The following is a 16,218-nucleotide window of genomic DNA, read 5'->3' as shown; positions in this document are numbered from 1 at the left end:
GATGTTAACGTCGACGATGGCGCATGTGCTTCGCAAAAACTTCACATGAGTCATCGTTTTGTCATATTGCATCGATAGAGTGAGGTTTTAATCTTGTTCCCACTCAAATTGAGCCCCGAATACTTTGTAAATCGCGAACTTGGCATTCTTGCCTTCAATCGCCGTGTGCTGGCCCAAGCCGAAGATGAACGTGTCCCTCTGCTTGAGCGCCTCAAATTCCTCTGTATTTTCAGCAGCAACATGGACGAATTCTTTGAAGTCCGCGTGGCGGGTCTCAAGGAACAGATCAAATACAACTCGCTGCACGTAGGCCCGGATGGCCTGATGCCCAAGCAGGCATTTGAAAAAATCAGCAGCGAATCCCACGAGCTGGTTGATCACCAGTACAACATCCTCAATAACATCGTGCTGCCACAATTGGCGCAGCTCGATATCCGCTTCCTGCGCCGTGGACACTGGAACGATACCCAGCGCGAATGGATACGCAATTATTTCTTCCGCGAGCTGATGCCCATTCTCACGCCTATCGGGCTGGATCCATCGCATCCGTTTCCGCGCGTACTGAACAAGAGCCTTAACTTTGCGGTAGAACTCGAAGGCAAGGATGCCTTTGGCCGCAACTCCGGTGTTGCGGTAGTGCAAGCACCGCGCGCGTTGCCGCGTGTGATTCGCTTGCCCAGCGATATCGCAGGTTGCGAATATGGCTTTGTATTCCTGTCCTCCATCCTGCATGCGCATGTGGATGAGTTGTTCTCCGGCATGCAGGTCAAAGGTTGCTACCAGTTCCGTGTCACTCGCGACAGTGACCTCAACCTGGACGATGAAGAAACCAAAGACTTGCGCATCGCGCTACAGGGCGAGCTTTCGCACCGCCAGTATGGCGACGCTGTGCGACTCGAAGTCGCCGACAGCTGCCCACCGGCCATGTCTTCCTTCCTGCTGGGCCAGTTTGGCCTGGGGCCAGAAGACCTCTATCAGGTGAATGGCATCGTCAATCTGGTGCGGCTGATGCAAGTACCAGACTGGGTGGACCGTCCCGATCTGAAGTTTGCCCGTTATACCCCCAGCGCCCCCAAAGAGTTCGCCAAGGAAGCCGACATATTCAAGGTGATACGCAAGGGCGATGTGCTGTTGCACCATCCTTACCAATCGTTCAATCCGGTCATCGAGTTCATCAAACAGGCGTCGGAAGACCCCACCGTATTGGCGATCAAGCAGACTTTTTACCGTACCAGTGCTGATTCCACCCTCATGCAATCGTTGATTGAGGCGGCGCGCCGAGGCAAGGAAGTCACGGTCGTCGTGGAACTGCTGGCGCGCTTCGACGAAGAAGCCAACATCAACTGGGCGGCCAAACTGGAAAATGCCGGTGCGCATGTGATCTATGGCGTAGTGGGTCACAAGACGCACGCCAAGATGGCCATGGTAGTCCGGCGTGAAGATGACAGACTGCGTCGCTACGTGCATTTGTCGACTGGCAATTACCACCAGCGCACCGCCCGTCTCTACACCGACTTTGGCTTGCTGACCTGTCAGGAAGAAATCTGCGAAGACGTGAATGATGTGTTTGCCCAACTGACCGGCCTGGGCAAGGCGAGCAAGCTGCGCCATCTGTGGCAATCGCCATTCACCCTGCACCAACGGCTGATCAAGGCCATCCAGAACGAGATGGAGATCGCGAAGTCCGGCAAGAAAGCCCGCATCATCGCCAAGATGAATGCCCTGCTGGATTCCGACATCATCCGCGCGTTGTATGACGCGTCAGCCGCAGGAGTGGAGATTGACCTGATCGTGCGCGGCGTCTGCGCGCTGAAGCCTGGCATCCCCGGCGTGTCGGACAATATCCGCGTGCGGTCGATTGTTGGACGCTTCCTGGAACATACCCGCATTTTCTACTTTTACAACAACCGGGCTGAGGATGTGTACCTCGCCAGTGCGGACTGGATGTACCGCAACTTCTTCCGTCGGATTGAAGTTTGCCTGCCGATACTCGATGCCAAGGTGAAAAAGCGCGTTATCCGCGAGGGCCTGGAGCCTTACCTCAAAGACAATACGAACGCCTGGGAAATGCTGCCAGACGGCACATACAAACTGCGTCCGGCACGTCGTGGTACCGCGTTCAGCGCTCAGAACTTCCTGATTCAGGAGCTCGGGCAGGACCTGCCACCGGAGATCTAAGGAAATACGCCCGCCAAGGGAATCTCCTTTGGCGGGCGTATTTGATTTACCGTCGAGTTAAACCAGTAAATGACGGGTAGTGAATCAACCCGCAACGATTACTTCTGATCCGTCCCATCAACACCTGGCGATCAAGCAAGGGTCAGACTGATGCCAATCTCGCGCCAGTAATCCACTTCGTTGCGCAACTCGGCATCGGTGAGCGGATTTTCACTCAGCCAGCCCGGCTCCACCGCCAATTCAAAGCGCTGACCGTGCCCTTTCAGGCCCAGCTTGGGCTGCCGATCGCTCAGGCGACTGCGATGAAACAGCACCGCCAGGCGCAAAATCAGCACCAGCAGGCAATGATCGTCCGACAACATGGGCACCGCCAGTTTGGCGAGGGAACGGCGTTGCGCGCGCACCAGAAATCCCAAGGTTTCCTGATCCATTTTGGAAAAGCCTGGCATATCTGCATTCTCAATCACATACGCCGAATGCTTGTGATAGCCACTATGCGCGATAGAAATGCCAATCTCATGTAGCTTGGCGGCCCAGGTCAGGTAGTTTTCTGCCTTGACCACATCCATGCGCAACTGGTCACTCACCTGCGCCAGCAAATCCAGCGCCAGTTTGTGTACACGCTTAGCCTGTGCAGCATCCACATGGTAGCGCCGCATGAAGCTGCTCACCGTCGCTTCGCGGGTGTCATGATGATGAATGCGGCCCAGTAGTTCATACAGCACACCTTCTCGCAGCGCGGTATCAGCGGTTGTCATCTTGTCGATGTTGAGCGCCTCAAATGCCGCCAGCATGATGGAAAGCCCTCCCGGCAATACCGCCGCGCGATCTGCGCTGACGCCGGCCAGCTCGATTTTCTTGATATCACGCGCCTTGATCAATTGCTGCCGGATAAAACGCAAGCCTTCATAGGTGATGCTGCCATCGCTCAAGCCATTCAGGCGAATGATTTCACCCAGGGAACGCGCGGTCCCGGAAGAACCCACCGCCTCCTGCCAGTTGGAAGACGAGAAGTTTTTGCGGATTGCCTGAATTTCAGTCGCGGCTGCGATGCGCGCCTGCTCAAAGTTGTCTTCCGTCAGGCGGCCTTCCGGGAAAAACCGCAGGCTGTAACTGACACAGCCCATATAGAGGCTTTCCATCTGGATAGGCTCGACACCCTCGCCGACAATGAATTCAGTAGAGCCGCCGCCAATATCGATCACCAGCCGCTTGTGCTCGCATAGCGGCAGGCAATGACTGACCCCCACAAAAATCATGCGCGCCTCTTCGCGCCCGGCAATGATTTCGATCGGGAACCCTAATGCCGCTTCGGCTTCTTTCAGCAGTTGTGGCGCATTTTTGGCGACACGAAAGGTATTAGTCGCCACGGCTCTGACCGCATGGGGAGGCAAACCGCGCAGTCGCTCACCAAATCGCTTCAGGCACTCGATCGCACGGCGCTGCGCGTCTTCATCCAGACGCTTGTCTTTGCCCAGTCCTGCCCCCAGCCGCACCGCTTCACGCAAGGAGTCATGAAAAATGAGATGACCATCGACCACTTTGGCCAATTGCAGACGGAAACTGTTGGAGCCTAGATCTACTGCGGCGATTTCAGTAGGTGCCGGTATTTGTGTAGCCAAAACAACCTTTGGGAATAGAGGTGATGAATTCTTAGTATAAATCCTGAAATGCCCGATTGGCGCACCTCAAGACAAAAACCCCGTCTTCCGGTGACCTGGAGAGACGGGGTTTTGCTATGCAGGTTCCCGGAATCAGGACTGCAGGGTTTCGCGTTCCATTTCTTCCATGCTGGTATGGCGCACATCCTTACCCTTTACCATGTACACCACATATTCGGCGATGTTCTTGGCATGGTCACCGATACGTTCCACAGCCTTGGCCACGAACAGCACTTCCAGCGACATGGAGATGGTACGGGGATCTTCCAGCATGAAGGTAATCAACTGACGCATGGCGGCACGGAACTGCTCATCCACTTGCTCATCCTGACGGGCGACATCCACGGTCTTGCTTACGTCCAGACGGGCAAATGCATCCAGCGAAGTACGCAGCATTTCGCGCACCAGGCCCACCATGGTTTTGATTTCGGCAAAACGTGGGGTGTACATGCGATCGGACTCGTAGATTTTCTGGGCAACGCGGGCAATCTTGGTTGCCTCGTCACCAATACGCTCAAGATCGGTAATCGTCTTGACCATCATCATGATCATGCGCAGATCACCAGCAGCTGGCTGGCGACGGGCAATGATATGACTGCAGTCCTCATCTACCTGCACTTCAAGACCATTTACGCGATGATCGTTGGCAATGACGCTTTCGGCCAGACTGGCGTTGGCATTAACCAATGCATCCAGCGCATTGACGATCTGCTGCTCCACCAGGCCACCCATCTGGAGCACTTTGGCACGCACGGCTTCCAGTTCGGCATCGTATTGCTTGAAAGTATGTTCAAATTGCATAGCGCAGATCCTTTATTCAGTATGTAGAGCGCAGGTCAGTCATCAAGTGAGCGCTGTAGTGTAATCAGCGAATGTGACAGTTTGATGTCTGTCCGCACAACCCCAACCGCTTCTTCTTCCCGATTTATCGGCCTGAGCGATCTGGCATAAAACCCGATCAGCCCATTTGTTGCCAATATTAGCGCTTGTAAGTCTTAACGCCTTCCGGAGTCGCCAGCAACAAGACATCTGCTGGACGCGCGGCAAACAGACCATTCGTGACAACACCCACGATCTGGTTGATCTTGGCTTCCATCTCAACCGGATTCAGGATCTCCAAACCATGTACATCCAGAATCAGGTTGCCGTTATCGGTGGTAAAGTCGCGCAGCTTGGGTTGCCCACCCAGCTTGGTCAGCTCGCGTGCCACATGGCTGCGGGCCATGGGCAACACTTCCACTGGCAGCGGGAACTTGCCCAACACAGGCACGTACTTGCTGGCATCACAGATACAGATAAACGTCTTGGCACAGGCCGCCACGATTTTCTCGCGGGTCAAAGCGCCACCGCCGCCTTTCAGCATGTGCATGTGCTCGGTGATTTCATCGGCGCCATCGACATAGATTTCCATGCCATCCACGCTATTGAGGTCAAATACTTCAATGCCGTGGGCGCGCAAACGCTGTGCAGTAGCTTCCGAACTTGCTACAGCGCCATCAATCTTGCTTTTGACCTTGGCCAGTTCGTCGATAAAAAAGTTGGCAGTAGAGCCAGTGCCTACGCCAATAATGCCGCCCTTAACGTATTCAACCGCGGCCTTCGCTACTTGTTGTTTCAATTCGTCTTGTGTTGCCATTTTACTTTTACCTACCTGTTTTCTTTATAATCACGTCCAAACTTGAATCATACACGCCCGGCCCCCTAATGAAAAACGACTACCTGGAAAAAATTCGCTCTGCGCGCGTCTACGACGTCGCCAGCAAAACCGCACTGGAGTTTCAGCCCAATCTTTCCGCCAGAATTGGCAACCGGGTCTTGCTCAAGCGCGAGGACATGCAGCCGGTTTTTTCCTTCAAGCTCCGCGGCGCCTACAACAAAATGGCGCACCTCAGCGCCGATGCATTGCAACGTGGCGTGATCACCGCCTCAGCGGGCAACCATGCCCAAGGCGTCGCCCTCGCCGCGCAAAAACTCAATTGCCGTGCCGTGATCGTGATGCCCACCACCACGCCCATGATCAAGATCAATGCAGTCAAGAACCGCGGTGCCGAAGTCGTATTGCAAGGCGACTCTTACTCGGACGCTTATGCCTATGCGCTCAAACTGGAGCAGGAGCAAGGCCTGACCTTTGTTCATCCCTTTGATGACCCTTATGTGATTGCAGGCCAGGGCACCATTGCCATGGAAATCCTGGATGCGCATCCAGAGCCCATCGAAGCCATCTTCTGCTGCGTAGGTGGCGGCGGCCTGATTGCCGGCATTGCCGCCTATGTCAAACAGGTGCGCCCGGAGATCAAGATCATCGGCGTAGAGGCAAGCGACGCCAATGCCATGCAGCTTTCGCTGGATCAAGGCCAGCGGGTGATGCTGGATCAGGTCGGGCTGTTTGCCGATGGCGCTGCGGTCAAGCAGGTCGGCGAAGAAACTTTCCGCCTGGCACGTGAATATGTGGATGACATGATCCTGGTCGATAACGACGCCATTTGCGCCGCTATCAAGGATGTGTTTGAAGATACCCGTTCGATCCTGGAACCCGCCGGGGCATTGGCAACAGCCGGGCTTAAGGAATACGCAAAACGCAACCAGCTGCAAGGCAAAACGCTGATAGGCATTGCCTCTGGCGCCAATATCAACTTTGATCGCCTGCGCTTTGTCGCCGAGCGCGCCGAAATTGGCGAAAAACGGGAAGCCGTGCTGGCGGTGACCATTCCGGAAAAGCCGGGTTCGTTCAAAACCTTCTGCCGCCTGCTGGGTGGCCGCAGCATTACTGAATTCAATTATCGCTATTCCGATCCGCTGGCGGCACATATCTATGTCGGCATCGCCATTCAGGATCCCGCCGAGTCACGTGCGCTGGTCGAGATGCTGCAGGCGCATGGCCTGGCTACACTGGACCTGACCGACAACGAAGTAGCCAAGCTGCATCTGCGCCACCTGGTTGGTGGTCATGCGCCGCAAGCCGAACATGAATGTGTATACCGTTTCGAGTTCCCCGAAAAGCCCGGTGCGCTGATGAATTTCCTCGACACCATGGGCCATAACTGGAACATCAGCCTGTTTCACTACCGCAACCACGGCGCAGACTTCGGCCGGGTGCTGGTCGGCATGCAAGTACCTCCTGAAGACCAACAGGCATTTGCGGACTTCTTGCAGAACCTGGGTTATCCGCACTGGAATGAAAGCCATAACCCCGCCTACGAATTATTTTTAGGCTAGCAGGCTGGTTGTATGCAACCAATGTGGTGGCTGCATACAACCATGTTCTTTTCACTAAAAACTCAACCCATTGAACTAATTAGATTTAATTTTCCAGCATGATTATTGCATGAGCGCCATTAGACCCGTGCAGCAACTTCCGACATGCGACACGGCAATGAACCTATGCAAAATGACGTTGCCTACAACAGATCATAAAAAGCACGTCACCAACCACGTAAGAAGGAGAGAGTCAGCATGAAATCCACCCCCCTCATCATGAGGTTCAGCGCCAGTTTGATCCTGGCAGCCAGCGGCTTGCTGGCGAGCCATGCGGCAATGGCGGATAAAGGTATCGCCTATGTGACCAATCAGGATGCCGGCGTCAGCGTGATCAATCTGGACACCCTGGAAACCAGCAGAACCATCGACATTCAAGGCAAGGCCCCTCGTGGCCTAGGCGTAACAGCCGACGGCAAATTGCTGATCACCGCCAACAAGGAAAATGGCAATATCTCCGTGATCGATACCGCCACCAGCAAGCTGGTGCAGCATATTGAAATCGGCAAGAATCCCGAATTTGTCCGCATCAAGGGCGACTTTGCATTTGTTTCGTTTGAGCCCAGCTCTAAAGGTGGCCCACCACCCAAACCAGGTGAGCCCGCCGCGAAGGAAGATGACGACGATGATGACGAACCCGCACGCATTGCGATCGTTGATCTGAAGCAGGGCAAGAAAATCCGCGAAATCGTCGGTGGCCCTGAAACCGAAGGCATCGAATTCTCCAAGGATGGCAAAAAGCTCATCATCACCAACGAGGCTGACAACACCATTACCGTGCATAACATTGCCACGGGCAAACTGCTAAAGACCATCAAGACCAAGCAATACGGCGAACGCCCCCGCGGCATCAAGGTTTCACCCGATGGCAAAACCTATGTCGCCACGCTGGAGTTCGGCAACAAGTTTGTGGTGCTGGATGACAAGTTCAAAGTGCTGAAAACCGTGGATACCGGCAAAGGCCCTTACGGCATCGCCTATGACCGCGACGGCAAGCACATCTATGTCGCCACTTCCAAGGAAAAAGCCCTGGAAGTCTATGATGCCAAGACCTACAGCAAAGTGAAGTCTGTTACCACCGGTGATCGTTGCTGGCACTTCAGCTTCACACCCGATGACAAGCAGATTCTGCTGGCATGCGGCAAATCCAACGAAGTTGTCGTGTTTGATGCGGCGACACTGGATGTCGTCAAACGCGTGACTGACAAGGATATGCCTTGGGGTCTGGTCACTTACCCCAAAGCCATGGGTAGTCTGGATCAGCCTAATTAATTCAAGCGTGAATTAATTCAGCGCCTATCAACAAAAAGCCCGCACTCGCGGGCTTTTTTGTATCGCGCATTGGCACATCAAATGGGCGAATGCCAATCAAACTGGCTAAACCGTATCGAACAGGTCAGGCCCAAAAATTCCGGTTGGCTTGCCATCCAGACTGCGCTGATTCTTGTCCTGCCAGTAGCGCCGCATGCCAGCTTCGCCCTGTTTTTCTGCCCATTGCGTCAGCTGGGTGCGCTGCCCCTGATAGCTGAGCAGCGGCACCGCCATGCCACACGACGTCTGTACCAGATCGACGTTCAATATGAAAATCTGCCGCGCTCCTGGCAGCTGCTCAAAGCGTGCGGCCAGCGCATTCCAGGCCCGATCGTGCGGATGTACCACATCGGCTTGCCCATACAGGCGCAAAATCAGCGGCTTGCCCTCAAATGCACAAAACATCAGCGTCATGCGCGGGTTTTCCAGCAGATGCGCAGCCGTTTCATTACCGCTCCCCGTCACATTCAGCCAGGCCACCGTGTTGGCATCCAGCACGCGCAACGAATCCAAACCTTTGGGCGAAAGATTGACCCTGCCTTCCGCCGCGGCAGTGGCCACGAAGAACATGGGCTGCTGCCAGATGAATTCCATATGCTCCTGGCCAAGCGCGTCGAACTGCTTGCTCATGCTAGGCTTCCAACAGCTTCATGATGACATTCCATTCACGCGGATCTACCGGGGTAATGGAAAGACGATTACCACGTTGCAAGATGCGCAAACTCTCCAGTTCCGGTGTTTCGCGCATTTCCTTCAAGCCCAAGAGGCGGGTTTTGCGCACCAGCTTGACGTCCACATTGAACCAGCGGGGATTTTCTGGCGTTGCCTTGGGATCATAATATTTATGCCCCTCCACAAATTGCAAACGGTCAGGGTAGGCCAGCTTGCTCACCTCGGCGATGCCAACAATGCCGGGCTCGGCACAGTTGGAGTGGTAAAACAGCACGCCGTCGCCGACCTTCATCTGGTCACGCATGAAATTGCGTGCCTGATAGTTGCGGACGCCATACCAGTCCACCGTTTGATTGGGGAAACCGGCAAGATCATCAATCGACACATCGCCGGGCTCAGACTTCATTAACCAATATCGCATTTTTCTTCTCTATAACGTTCAGTTTTACGTATGATAATCCAACTCAATGGCGTAACGTCAAAGCCCAGCCAGCTTCTCGGTTTTGCACCTCAAGATCGAGGAGCATACTCACTCAAGCACTGATACAGGAACTGCACCATGGCAAAAAACGTGTTAGGCACCCCGCTGCAATCATGCAGCACCCAACCATTGACCGGCTTCACCCGTAACGGCTGCTGCGAAACCGGCCCCGAAGACACCGGCAGCCATACGGTCTGCGCGCAAGTCACCGAGGAGTTTCTGGCGTTCTCCCAATCCCGGGGAAACGATCTCAGCACACCGCGTCCCGAATATGGCTTTGAGGGATTAAAGCCCGGTGATCGCTGGTGTTTATGTGCCGCGCGCTGGCATGAAGCCGCAGAAGCCGGTTTTGCCCCACCGGTGATCCTGGAAGCCACACACGAACGTGCGCTGGAGATCGTGAGTCTGGGCGATTTGAAATATCACGAATTGCGATAAGGCAAAAGCACCCGGGCATGAGCATAAAAAAAGCACGTGATTCCAGTGGAATCACGTGCTTTTTGCAATGTGGGAGTTCCCCGCAAGCATCACCCAGGCCAGCATCCTGAACCAAAAGGTTCAAGTGGTAACAGCGTGGAACACATCAGGTACACCCACATTAGGAGCGCGCTCAACAGTGAATCAACACACCGAAACCGATGCCAAAGACTAGTTCAAGGAATTTATGACCTAAACAATACCGCAGGGAACAAACTGGCGCCATGACAGACATGGCAAAAGAAAAAATTCGATCAGAACAACTTGTTTTGCTCGGCAATCGCCTCGTCAATCTGTTCCTGCATGGACATCATTCTACGCTTCAAATCCCCGATGTCAAAACCGCCGCTACGGGTAGTCAAAAGCTCATGCGCCATGTTGAGGGCGGCCATTACCGCAATACGCTCAATACCAATCACCTTGCCGGTATCGCGAATTTCACGCATCTTGCGATCCAGATAGGTGACTGCCGAAATCAAGCCGTCACGCTCATCATCGGTACAGGAAACCTTGAACTCCCGCCCCATGATATTGACATCAACTGCACGCACTTCGCTCATAGGCTACCTTCTGGCAATTGGCTTAACAGGGCCTCGATCCGGCTGCCAGCCTTGGACATCTGCTCTTTCAAAAGACGCGATTCATCCCGACTTTGGGCAAGCTCCTGACGCAATTGCAGATTCTCCGAACGCACGGCATGGTAAAGCTGCACGAGCTCACCTACCTTGTCTTCGAGGGCTTTCAGATCGGATTCCATATCGGCACTATAATTGTAAAAAGCTTGCATGGTCAACTGCTAACGAGCAATTTTGAAAGTATTACAAGACGTTAAGTTTTAATCTCACTTTGGTGAATTTTTTTGCATCACGTATAATCCGATGCACGTTATCTGGTGCCCGATTTGCATGTCTGCAAACCGGGTGAAACTGGGAAACAGGTGCGTTGACAATTCATCGAGCAACCATTCCTGTGCTGCCCCCGCAACGGTAATTACGTGCGGTTCATTCAACAAGCCACTGTGCATACGCATGGGAAGGCGAATGAACAAAACGTATAAGCCCGGAGACCGGCCCGATAGCCCACAAGCAGGCAATACCGCGGGGTGACGGTTTTCGCAGCGAGTCGCACACACTTATTCCTATTGCGCCTTCGTTCCGGATAGTTCTCAGACTCAATCCTCACGGTATTCCCTTTTTATTTCTCGCATGCGGGGTCGCATGCACACAAAGGGGTATTCATGAACAAAACCATCCTGGCAAGCGCGATAGGCTTGCTGTTTACGAACGGTGCCTATGCGGAAGCCACATCGGTATACACCAATGAAATCGTCGTCACGTCGAGTCGTATTGAGGAGGCACGTGACAGTGTTCTGGCAGACGTTAGTGTCATCACGCGCGAAGAAATTGAACGTGCCGGACAATCCAGCCTGACGGAGTTGCTGAGTACACAGCCAGGGATTCAGATAGAGTCTAATGGCGGGCTCGGGGCGACCAGCAATCTGCATGTGCGTGGAACGGGTTCACAAGCCGTGGTCGTGCTGATTGATGGCATGCGCGTCAGCTCGGCGACCACGGGCACCACAACATTGAGTCAGATTCTGCCTGAACAGATTGAGCGAATTGAAATCGTCCGTGGCCCGGCATCCAGCCTGTATGGCGCAGATGCCATTGGTGGTGTGATTCAAATCTTCACCCGCCAGGGTAAAGGCGAACCACGCCTGTCAGCCTCGGCTGGTTATGGCAGCAACAATACTCAGCAGGCATCTGCTGCCATCAGCGGCGCCGTTGGGGATACACGCTACTCGGCAGGTATCGCATCCCTCACCACCGATGGCATATCCTCTTTCCGGACACAGTCGGGACGCGATCAGGATCACGATGGCTTTCGCAATCTCAGCTTCAATGGCAACATCAGCCACACGTTGGCAGAGGGCCATGAAATAGGTGCGCAGCTGTACACATCGGATGGTCATTATGACTTCGACGGCAACAATTTTGCGGCCTATCAGGATCTGCGCCAGCAAAGTTTCGCCCTTACCAGCAAAAACAAAATCACAGAATACTGGCGGAGCCAGTTCCGCATCGGGGAAAGTCAGGACGACCTGTACAGTGTTGGCAGCTTTGGTGTCAGTTCGCTTCGCACCAAACAGCGTCAGCACTATTGGCAGAATGACTTCAAGTTGCCAGCAGGCACGCTTTCCCTGGCGTATGACCGCCTGGAAGACAAGGTCGACGGCAATGGCAGTTACACCACCGATAAACGGTTCAACAATGGTTATCTCGCCAGCTATCTAGTTGAGAAAGAGGCCCATGCCTTCAAGGTTGGCTTGCGTCGAGACAACAACTCCCAGTTTGGCGCACATACCACCGGCAATATTGCTTATGGCTATCGCCTGAATGAAAACTGGCGCGTGAACAGCAGCTTTGGTACGGCTTTCCGGGCACCAACATTTAATGACTTGTACCTGCCATTTCAGGATTACGGGTTTGGATATACCTATCAGGGCAACCCCAATCTCAAACCTGAAACTTCGCGTAATACCGAAGCCTCAGTTGTTTATGATCAAGGGCACCATCGCGTCAGCCTGACGGCCTACCACAATGAAATTGACAACCTGCTAGTGGGCACGAATGGCACTCTGACTGACTTCCCGAGCAATGTGGGATCCGCCAAGATAAAGGGCGCCACATTGAGCTATGAAGGCTGGGTTGAAAATTACCATCTGCGGGCAAGTGCCGATGTACAGGACCCACGGAATGAAGATACCGGCAAAGTGCTCGCCCGACGTGCACGCCAATACGGTTCGCTATGGCTGGGGCAGACCTGGGGGAAATTCGAGATTGGAACCGAGGTAGTGGCGAGTGGAAAACGTTTCAATGATCCGGAAAACCAGATCGTGCTGGCAGGTTATACCTTGTTGAATTTGACAGGGAAATACAAGATCAACGAAGACTGGTCATTAAACGCACGGGTCAACAACTTACTGGACAAAGAATATACCTTGATTACGACTGCGACCACATTCTCGCTGAATGCTCCTCCATATAACACGCCGGGGACCAATCTGTTTATTAGCGTACGCTACTCACCATCCAAGTAATCGTCTTGCAACCCTCAACTTGTTGAGGGTTGTTTTTTTAACAATCCGTAATGTTTACGGTTACAATTCAAGCCATAAGCACGCACAACGGAGTTTTGACGAAATGTCGCAGCACACCAAACAGTCTTTCTGGGTAGGCACTATCCTGATTCTCTTGATCATCGCCACTCGCACCCAGCATTTCGGCAGTGAGGTATATGTGCCAGATGCCACGCTGGCCGTGCTGTTCATGGGCGGCTTGCTAATCACGAATACCAGCTGGCTGGGGCTGGCGCTGATTGCGGCATTTGGCATGGATGGCTATGCCATGGGCTGGCAAGGCGTGTCGGATTACTGCATGTCCCCGGGCTATTGGGGGTTGATCCCCACCTATGGTCTGGTATGGGGCGCCGGGCGCCTGCTGGCAGACAGTGACAAACCGTTTGCCGTATTGCCATTTACGTTGTCTGCGTGGGTTTCCGTCAGCATTGCATTTGTGGTGTCCAATGCCTTCTGGTTTGCGTTTTCGGACAAAGTCGAAACCTTGACCATCACCGAGTTCAGCGTGCGTATCGCAAAGTATTACGCACCCTATATCGGCTATGCCTTGATGTACATCGCCATCGGCTGGCTGGTGGCCCGTTTTTTCAAATTGCAGATCTCCGCTCCCAGTCGCATATCGCTTTAATTTTCGCGCAATCCCAAGCGGTGTGACCATCACGCCAGCCTGCATCAAACACAAATTCCGCCCGGCAATCTGCTGGGCGGAATGCCTTCAGTCTGGCAAAACAGAGTCCCTGCTCGTTTAGCACGCATGCCACGCCCCTGCTTGATAAGCAAGGTCCGGCATTTTTCTCCGCCTGTTTATTTTCGGCGACATCGCATATAATTCGAGCAGTTGTTCAGGTGCCGAAGTCGCTATTCTGCGATGAGGTGAAACTGGGAAACAGGTGCGTTTTCACAAACAAACCCTGTGCTGCCCCCGCAACGGTAATTACGTGTGGTTGATCCTACACGCCACTGTGGCTCACGCCATGGGAAGGCGGATTAACAAAACGTATGAGCCCGGAGACCGGCCTGATGATTCAAGGGATGGCTGCGGGGTTGCAGCGTCACCAGACTCGCTTCAGCTGTTCTCCACTCTGTCTTGATTACCACGCCACAGGCGCAAGCGTTGCCGGGAACAGCATAAGGAAAATTCCATGCTTCGCCGTTCTGCACTCGCCATTGCGCTTGCACCTGTTTTTGCCCATTCATTCAATTCACTGGCGGCGGATACCACACTGTCAGACATCGTCGTCACCGCCGCACGCACTGAACAAAAAGTCAGCGATGCGCTGGGCGATATTTCCGTCATTACACAAGATCAGATTCAGAAAGCCGGACAGACCTCCCTGGTACAACTGCTCGCCATGCAACCTGGCGTTGAGATCGTACAGAATGGCGGCACTGGCAAATCGTCAGACGTCTTTATCCGTGGTGCCAACGCCACACACACCGTCGTGCTCGTTGATGGCCTGCGGGTCAACTCTGCGACGACAGGCACCACAGCGCTTGAAAACATTCCGCTCGACCAGATTGAACACGTGGAAATCCTGCGCGGCCCCGCCAGCAGTCTATATGGCGCAGACGCCATCGGCGGCGTCATCCAGATTTTTACCAAAACCGGGAAAGGCAAACCTCGATTGAATGCGAGTGTGGGCCTGGGCACCTATGGCAGCAGCAGTGCCACGGCAGGCATTGCCGGACGGATTGAAAACACTAGCTTCAGCATGCAGGCGGGAGCCAGTTCCACCAATGGCGTCTCTGCCATTGCGAATAAAACCCTGGCGACTTACAACTCGGATGACGATGGCTATAGCAACCGCAATGTCTCCCTGAAACTGGCCCAGCACTTCAGCGAAAACCATGAACTCGGCATACAGGGCTGGTTGAACGAAGGCACCAATCACTACGATGGCGGCAACATTACCCCCCTCGCCAACCCCAGAAACCGCTTTGATTTTTATGGAAACCGCCGTCAAAACCTGGTTTCGGTCTACAGCAAAAACCAGTTCACGGATAACTGGCTGAGCCATTTCAGCGTTGGCCAAAGTGAAGACAACCTCGAGTCATTCAGCCCCAACACAGCGAATACCCTGAAAGTCCGCTCGCTGTTCAAAACCACGCAAACCCAATATGCATGGCAAAACGACCTCACCACCCCCGTCGGATTATTCAACCTCGGGACCGAACGCCGCGAGCAAAAAGTGGAAGGCACCACCACGTTTGCCAAGGATGAACGCCATATTCAATCCTATCTCGCGGGCTGGCAGTACAAGCTCGGCAGTCATCAATTTCAGGCCAACACGCGCCTCGACCAGAATTCGCAGTTTGGCGACAAAACCACGGGCAGCCTGGCCTATGGTTACCAGATCAACGCGGAATGGCGAGCGCACGCCTCGTATGGCACCGCGTTCAGCGCACCAACCTTCAATCAACTTTACAGCCCATTGCAGTTTGGCTTTTCTGGCAATGCCAAGCTCAAGCCTGAAGAAGCAGAAAACCGGGAGCTAGGGCTGCAATACACCCATGGCAACCATCGTCTCGGTGCCATCTACTACAAAAACAATGTGGATGACCTCATCGTCAACACCCGTGTCGGGACGGTGTTAACGCCGCTGAATGTCAATGAAGCCGAGCTGAAAGGCCTGACGCTAAGCTACAACGGCAGTTGGGATCGCACACAGGTGTATGGCAATGCTGACTTCCAGCGCGCGGAAGATGCCGACACTGGAAACTGGCTGCCACGCCGCGCACGCGAGCATGGCACGCTGGGCTTGACCCAAACGTGGGGCGACTGGCAGTTTGGCAGCGAAGTCGAAGGCTCAGGCCATCGTTTTGATGATGCTGCCAATACCCAACGCCTGCGTGGTTATACCCTGGTCAATGTGTTTACCAATTACCGCATCAACCAGGACTGGTCATTGAATGCGCGAGTGAACAATCTGTTTGATCGCGAATATGAGCTGGCACAGAACTACGGCACCTTTGGCACCAACCTGTTCGTCACCCTGCGCTATTCGCCCGCGCTTTAAGGCGGGCAAATAGCCACTGCCAGACGA

General features: G+C 53.9%; 14 protein-coding genes and 2 riboswitches. Of the genes, 7 read left to right on the top strand and 7 right to left on the bottom strand.

The features are described from left to right. The first annotated feature begins 93 nt into the window (after positions 1–93). Positions 94–2,178 carry a polyphosphate kinase 1 gene (ppk1, locus tag LG203_RS08025; protein WP_230345301.1) on the top strand — a complete coding sequence of 695 codons (2,085 nt, stop codon included), beginning with the start codon at positions 94–96 and terminating at the stop codon, positions 2,176–2,178. A gap of 131 nt (positions 2,179–2,309) precedes the next feature. Here the strand turns inward: ppk1 and ppx are convergent, their stop codons facing one another. The 3 genes from ppx to rpiA form a co-directional block, all read right to left on the bottom strand. Next, on the bottom strand, positions 2,310–3,800 hold the full coding sequence (gene ppx / locus LG203_RS08020) for an exopolyphosphatase (RefSeq protein WP_230345300.1): 1,491 nt from the start codon (positions 3,798–3,800) through the stop codon (positions 2,310–2,312). A gap of 132 nt (positions 3,801–3,932) precedes the next feature. Continuing rightward, positions 3,933–4,640, bottom strand: coding sequence for a phosphate signaling complex protein PhoU (gene phoU / locus LG203_RS08015; protein ID WP_013440991.1), 708 nt, complete (start codon positions 4,638–4,640; stop codon positions 3,933–3,935). A gap of 178 nt (positions 4,641–4,818) precedes the next feature. Then, entirely contained in the window at positions 4,819–5,475 is a 657-nt protein-coding gene (rpiA, locus tag LG203_RS08010) for a ribose-5-phosphate isomerase RpiA (protein ID WP_230336262.1), read from the bottom strand. A 68-nt stretch (positions 5,476–5,543) separates the two neighbouring features. Between rpiA and ilvA the strand changes: the two genes are divergently transcribed. After that, complete coding sequence (ilvA, locus tag LG203_RS08005; RefSeq protein WP_230345299.1) at positions 5,544–7,055, top strand: threonine ammonia-lyase, biosynthetic; 1,512 nt, start codon at positions 5,544–5,546, stop codon at positions 7,053–7,055. 237 nt (positions 7,056–7,292) lie between these two features. After that, entirely contained in the window at positions 7,293–8,366 is a 1,074-nt protein-coding gene (locus LG203_RS08000) for a cytochrome D1 domain-containing protein (RefSeq protein ID WP_230345298.1), read from the top strand. Between the two features lie 105 nt (positions 8,367–8,471). Here LG203_RS08000 and LG203_RS07995 read toward each other — a convergent pair whose 3' ends face one another. Together LG203_RS07995 and LG203_RS07990 are read right to left on the bottom strand one after the other, a co-directional pair. Next, entirely contained in the window at positions 8,472–9,035 is a 564-nt protein-coding gene (locus LG203_RS07995) for a pyridoxamine 5'-phosphate oxidase family protein (RefSeq protein ID WP_230345297.1), read from the bottom strand. 1 nt (position 9,036) lies between these two features. Continuing rightward, a complete protein-coding gene (locus LG203_RS07990) occupies positions 9,037–9,498 on the bottom strand; it encodes an EVE domain-containing protein (RefSeq protein WP_230345296.1) in 462 nt (153 codons plus the stop codon). A 138-nt stretch (positions 9,499–9,636) separates the two neighbouring features. Here LG203_RS07990 and LG203_RS07985 point away from each other — a divergent pair, with 138 nt between their 5' ends. Continuing rightward, positions 9,637–9,996, top strand: a complete 360-nt coding sequence (locus LG203_RS07985; RefSeq protein ID WP_013440985.1) for a DUF2237 family protein — start codon at positions 9,637–9,639, stop codon at positions 9,994–9,996. Between the two features lie 293 nt (positions 9,997–10,289). Here LG203_RS07985 and LG203_RS07980 read toward each other — a convergent pair whose 3' ends face one another. Beyond that, complete coding sequence (locus LG203_RS07980) at positions 10,290–10,595, bottom strand: cell division protein ZapA (protein ID WP_230345295.1); 306 nt, start codon at positions 10,593–10,595, stop codon at positions 10,290–10,292. Beyond that, on the bottom strand, positions 10,592–10,822 hold the full coding sequence (locus LG203_RS07975) for a hypothetical protein (protein WP_013440983.1): 231 nt from the start codon (positions 10,820–10,822) through the stop codon (positions 10,592–10,594). Before LG203_RS07975 ends, LG203_RS07980 begins: the two co-directional genes overlap by 4 nt. Before the next feature lie 86 nt (positions 10,823–10,908). Continuing rightward, a riboswitch (cobalamin riboswitch) is annotated at positions 10,909–11,124 on the top strand. Positions 11,125–11,272: 148 nt separating this feature from the next. On the opposite strand from LG203_RS07975, the gene LG203_RS07970 reads away from it, so the two are divergent. From LG203_RS07970 to LG203_RS07960, 3 genes are all read left to right on the top strand, one after another. Next, positions 11,273–13,135, top strand: a complete 1,863-nt coding sequence (locus tag LG203_RS07970; RefSeq protein WP_230345294.1) for a TonB-dependent receptor domain-containing protein — start codon at positions 11,273–11,275, stop codon at positions 13,133–13,135. Between the two features lie 103 nt (positions 13,136–13,238). Next, entirely contained in the window at positions 13,239–13,802 is a 564-nt protein-coding gene (locus LG203_RS07965) for a hypothetical protein (protein ID WP_230345293.1), read from the top strand. A 199-nt stretch (positions 13,803–14,001) separates the two neighbouring features. Then, positions 14,002–14,209: riboswitch (cobalamin riboswitch) on the top strand. 107 nt (positions 14,210–14,316) lie between these two features. After that, positions 14,317–16,191, top strand: a complete 1,875-nt coding sequence (locus LG203_RS07960; RefSeq protein ID WP_230345292.1) for a TonB-dependent receptor domain-containing protein — start codon at positions 14,317–14,319, stop codon at positions 16,189–16,191. Positions 16,192–16,218: the final 27 nt, after the last annotated feature.

The sequence above is a fragment of the Methylovorus mays genome, from assembly GCF_020531915.1.
Taxonomy (GTDB): domain Bacteria; phylum Pseudomonadota; class Gammaproteobacteria; order Burkholderiales; family Methylophilaceae; genus Methylovorus; species Methylovorus mays.
This window is presented reverse-complemented; position numbering and strand designations above follow the sequence as displayed.

Bases quoted from the DNA above. Each gene is read 5' to 3' on its own strand.
- ilvA (WP_230345299.1), top strand. From the start codon at position 5,544: ATGAAAAACGACTACCTGGAAAAAATTCGCTCTGCGCGCGTCTACGAC.
- LG203_RS07995 (WP_230345297.1), bottom strand. From the start codon at position 9,035: ATGAGCAAGCAGTTCGACGCGCTTGGCCAGGAGCATATGGAATTCATC.
- LG203_RS08000 (WP_230345298.1), top strand. From the start codon at position 7,293: ATGAAATCCACCCCCCTCATCATGAGGTTCAGCGCCAGTTTGATCCTG.
- LG203_RS07990 (WP_230345296.1), bottom strand. From the start codon at position 9,498: ATGCGATATTGGTTAATGAAGTCTGAGCCCGGCGATGTGTCGATTGAT.
- LG203_RS07980 (WP_230345295.1), bottom strand. From the start codon at position 10,595: ATGAGCGAAGTGCGTGCAGTTGATGTCAATATCATGGGGCGGGAGTTC.
- LG203_RS07965 (WP_230345293.1), top strand. From the start codon at position 13,239: ATGTCGCAGCACACCAAACAGTCTTTCTGGGTAGGCACTATCCTGATT.
- LG203_RS07975 (WP_013440983.1), bottom strand. From the start codon at position 10,822: ATGCAAGCTTTTTACAATTATAGTGCCGATATGGAATCCGATCTGAAA.
- LG203_RS07960 (WP_230345292.1), top strand. From the start codon at position 14,317: ATGCTTCGCCGTTCTGCACTCGCCATTGCGCTTGCACCTGTTTTTGCC.
- LG203_RS07970 (WP_230345294.1), top strand. From the start codon at position 11,273: ATGAACAAAACCATCCTGGCAAGCGCGATAGGCTTGCTGTTTACGAAC.
- rpiA (WP_230336262.1), bottom strand. From the start codon at position 5,475: ATGGCAACACAAGACGAATTGAAACAACAAGTAGCGAAGGCCGCGGTT.
- LG203_RS07985 (WP_013440985.1), top strand. From the start codon at position 9,637: ATGGCAAAAAACGTGTTAGGCACCCCGCTGCAATCATGCAGCACCCAA.
- phoU (WP_013440991.1), bottom strand. From the start codon at position 4,640: ATGCAATTTGAACATACTTTCAAGCAATACGATGCCGAACTGGAAGCC.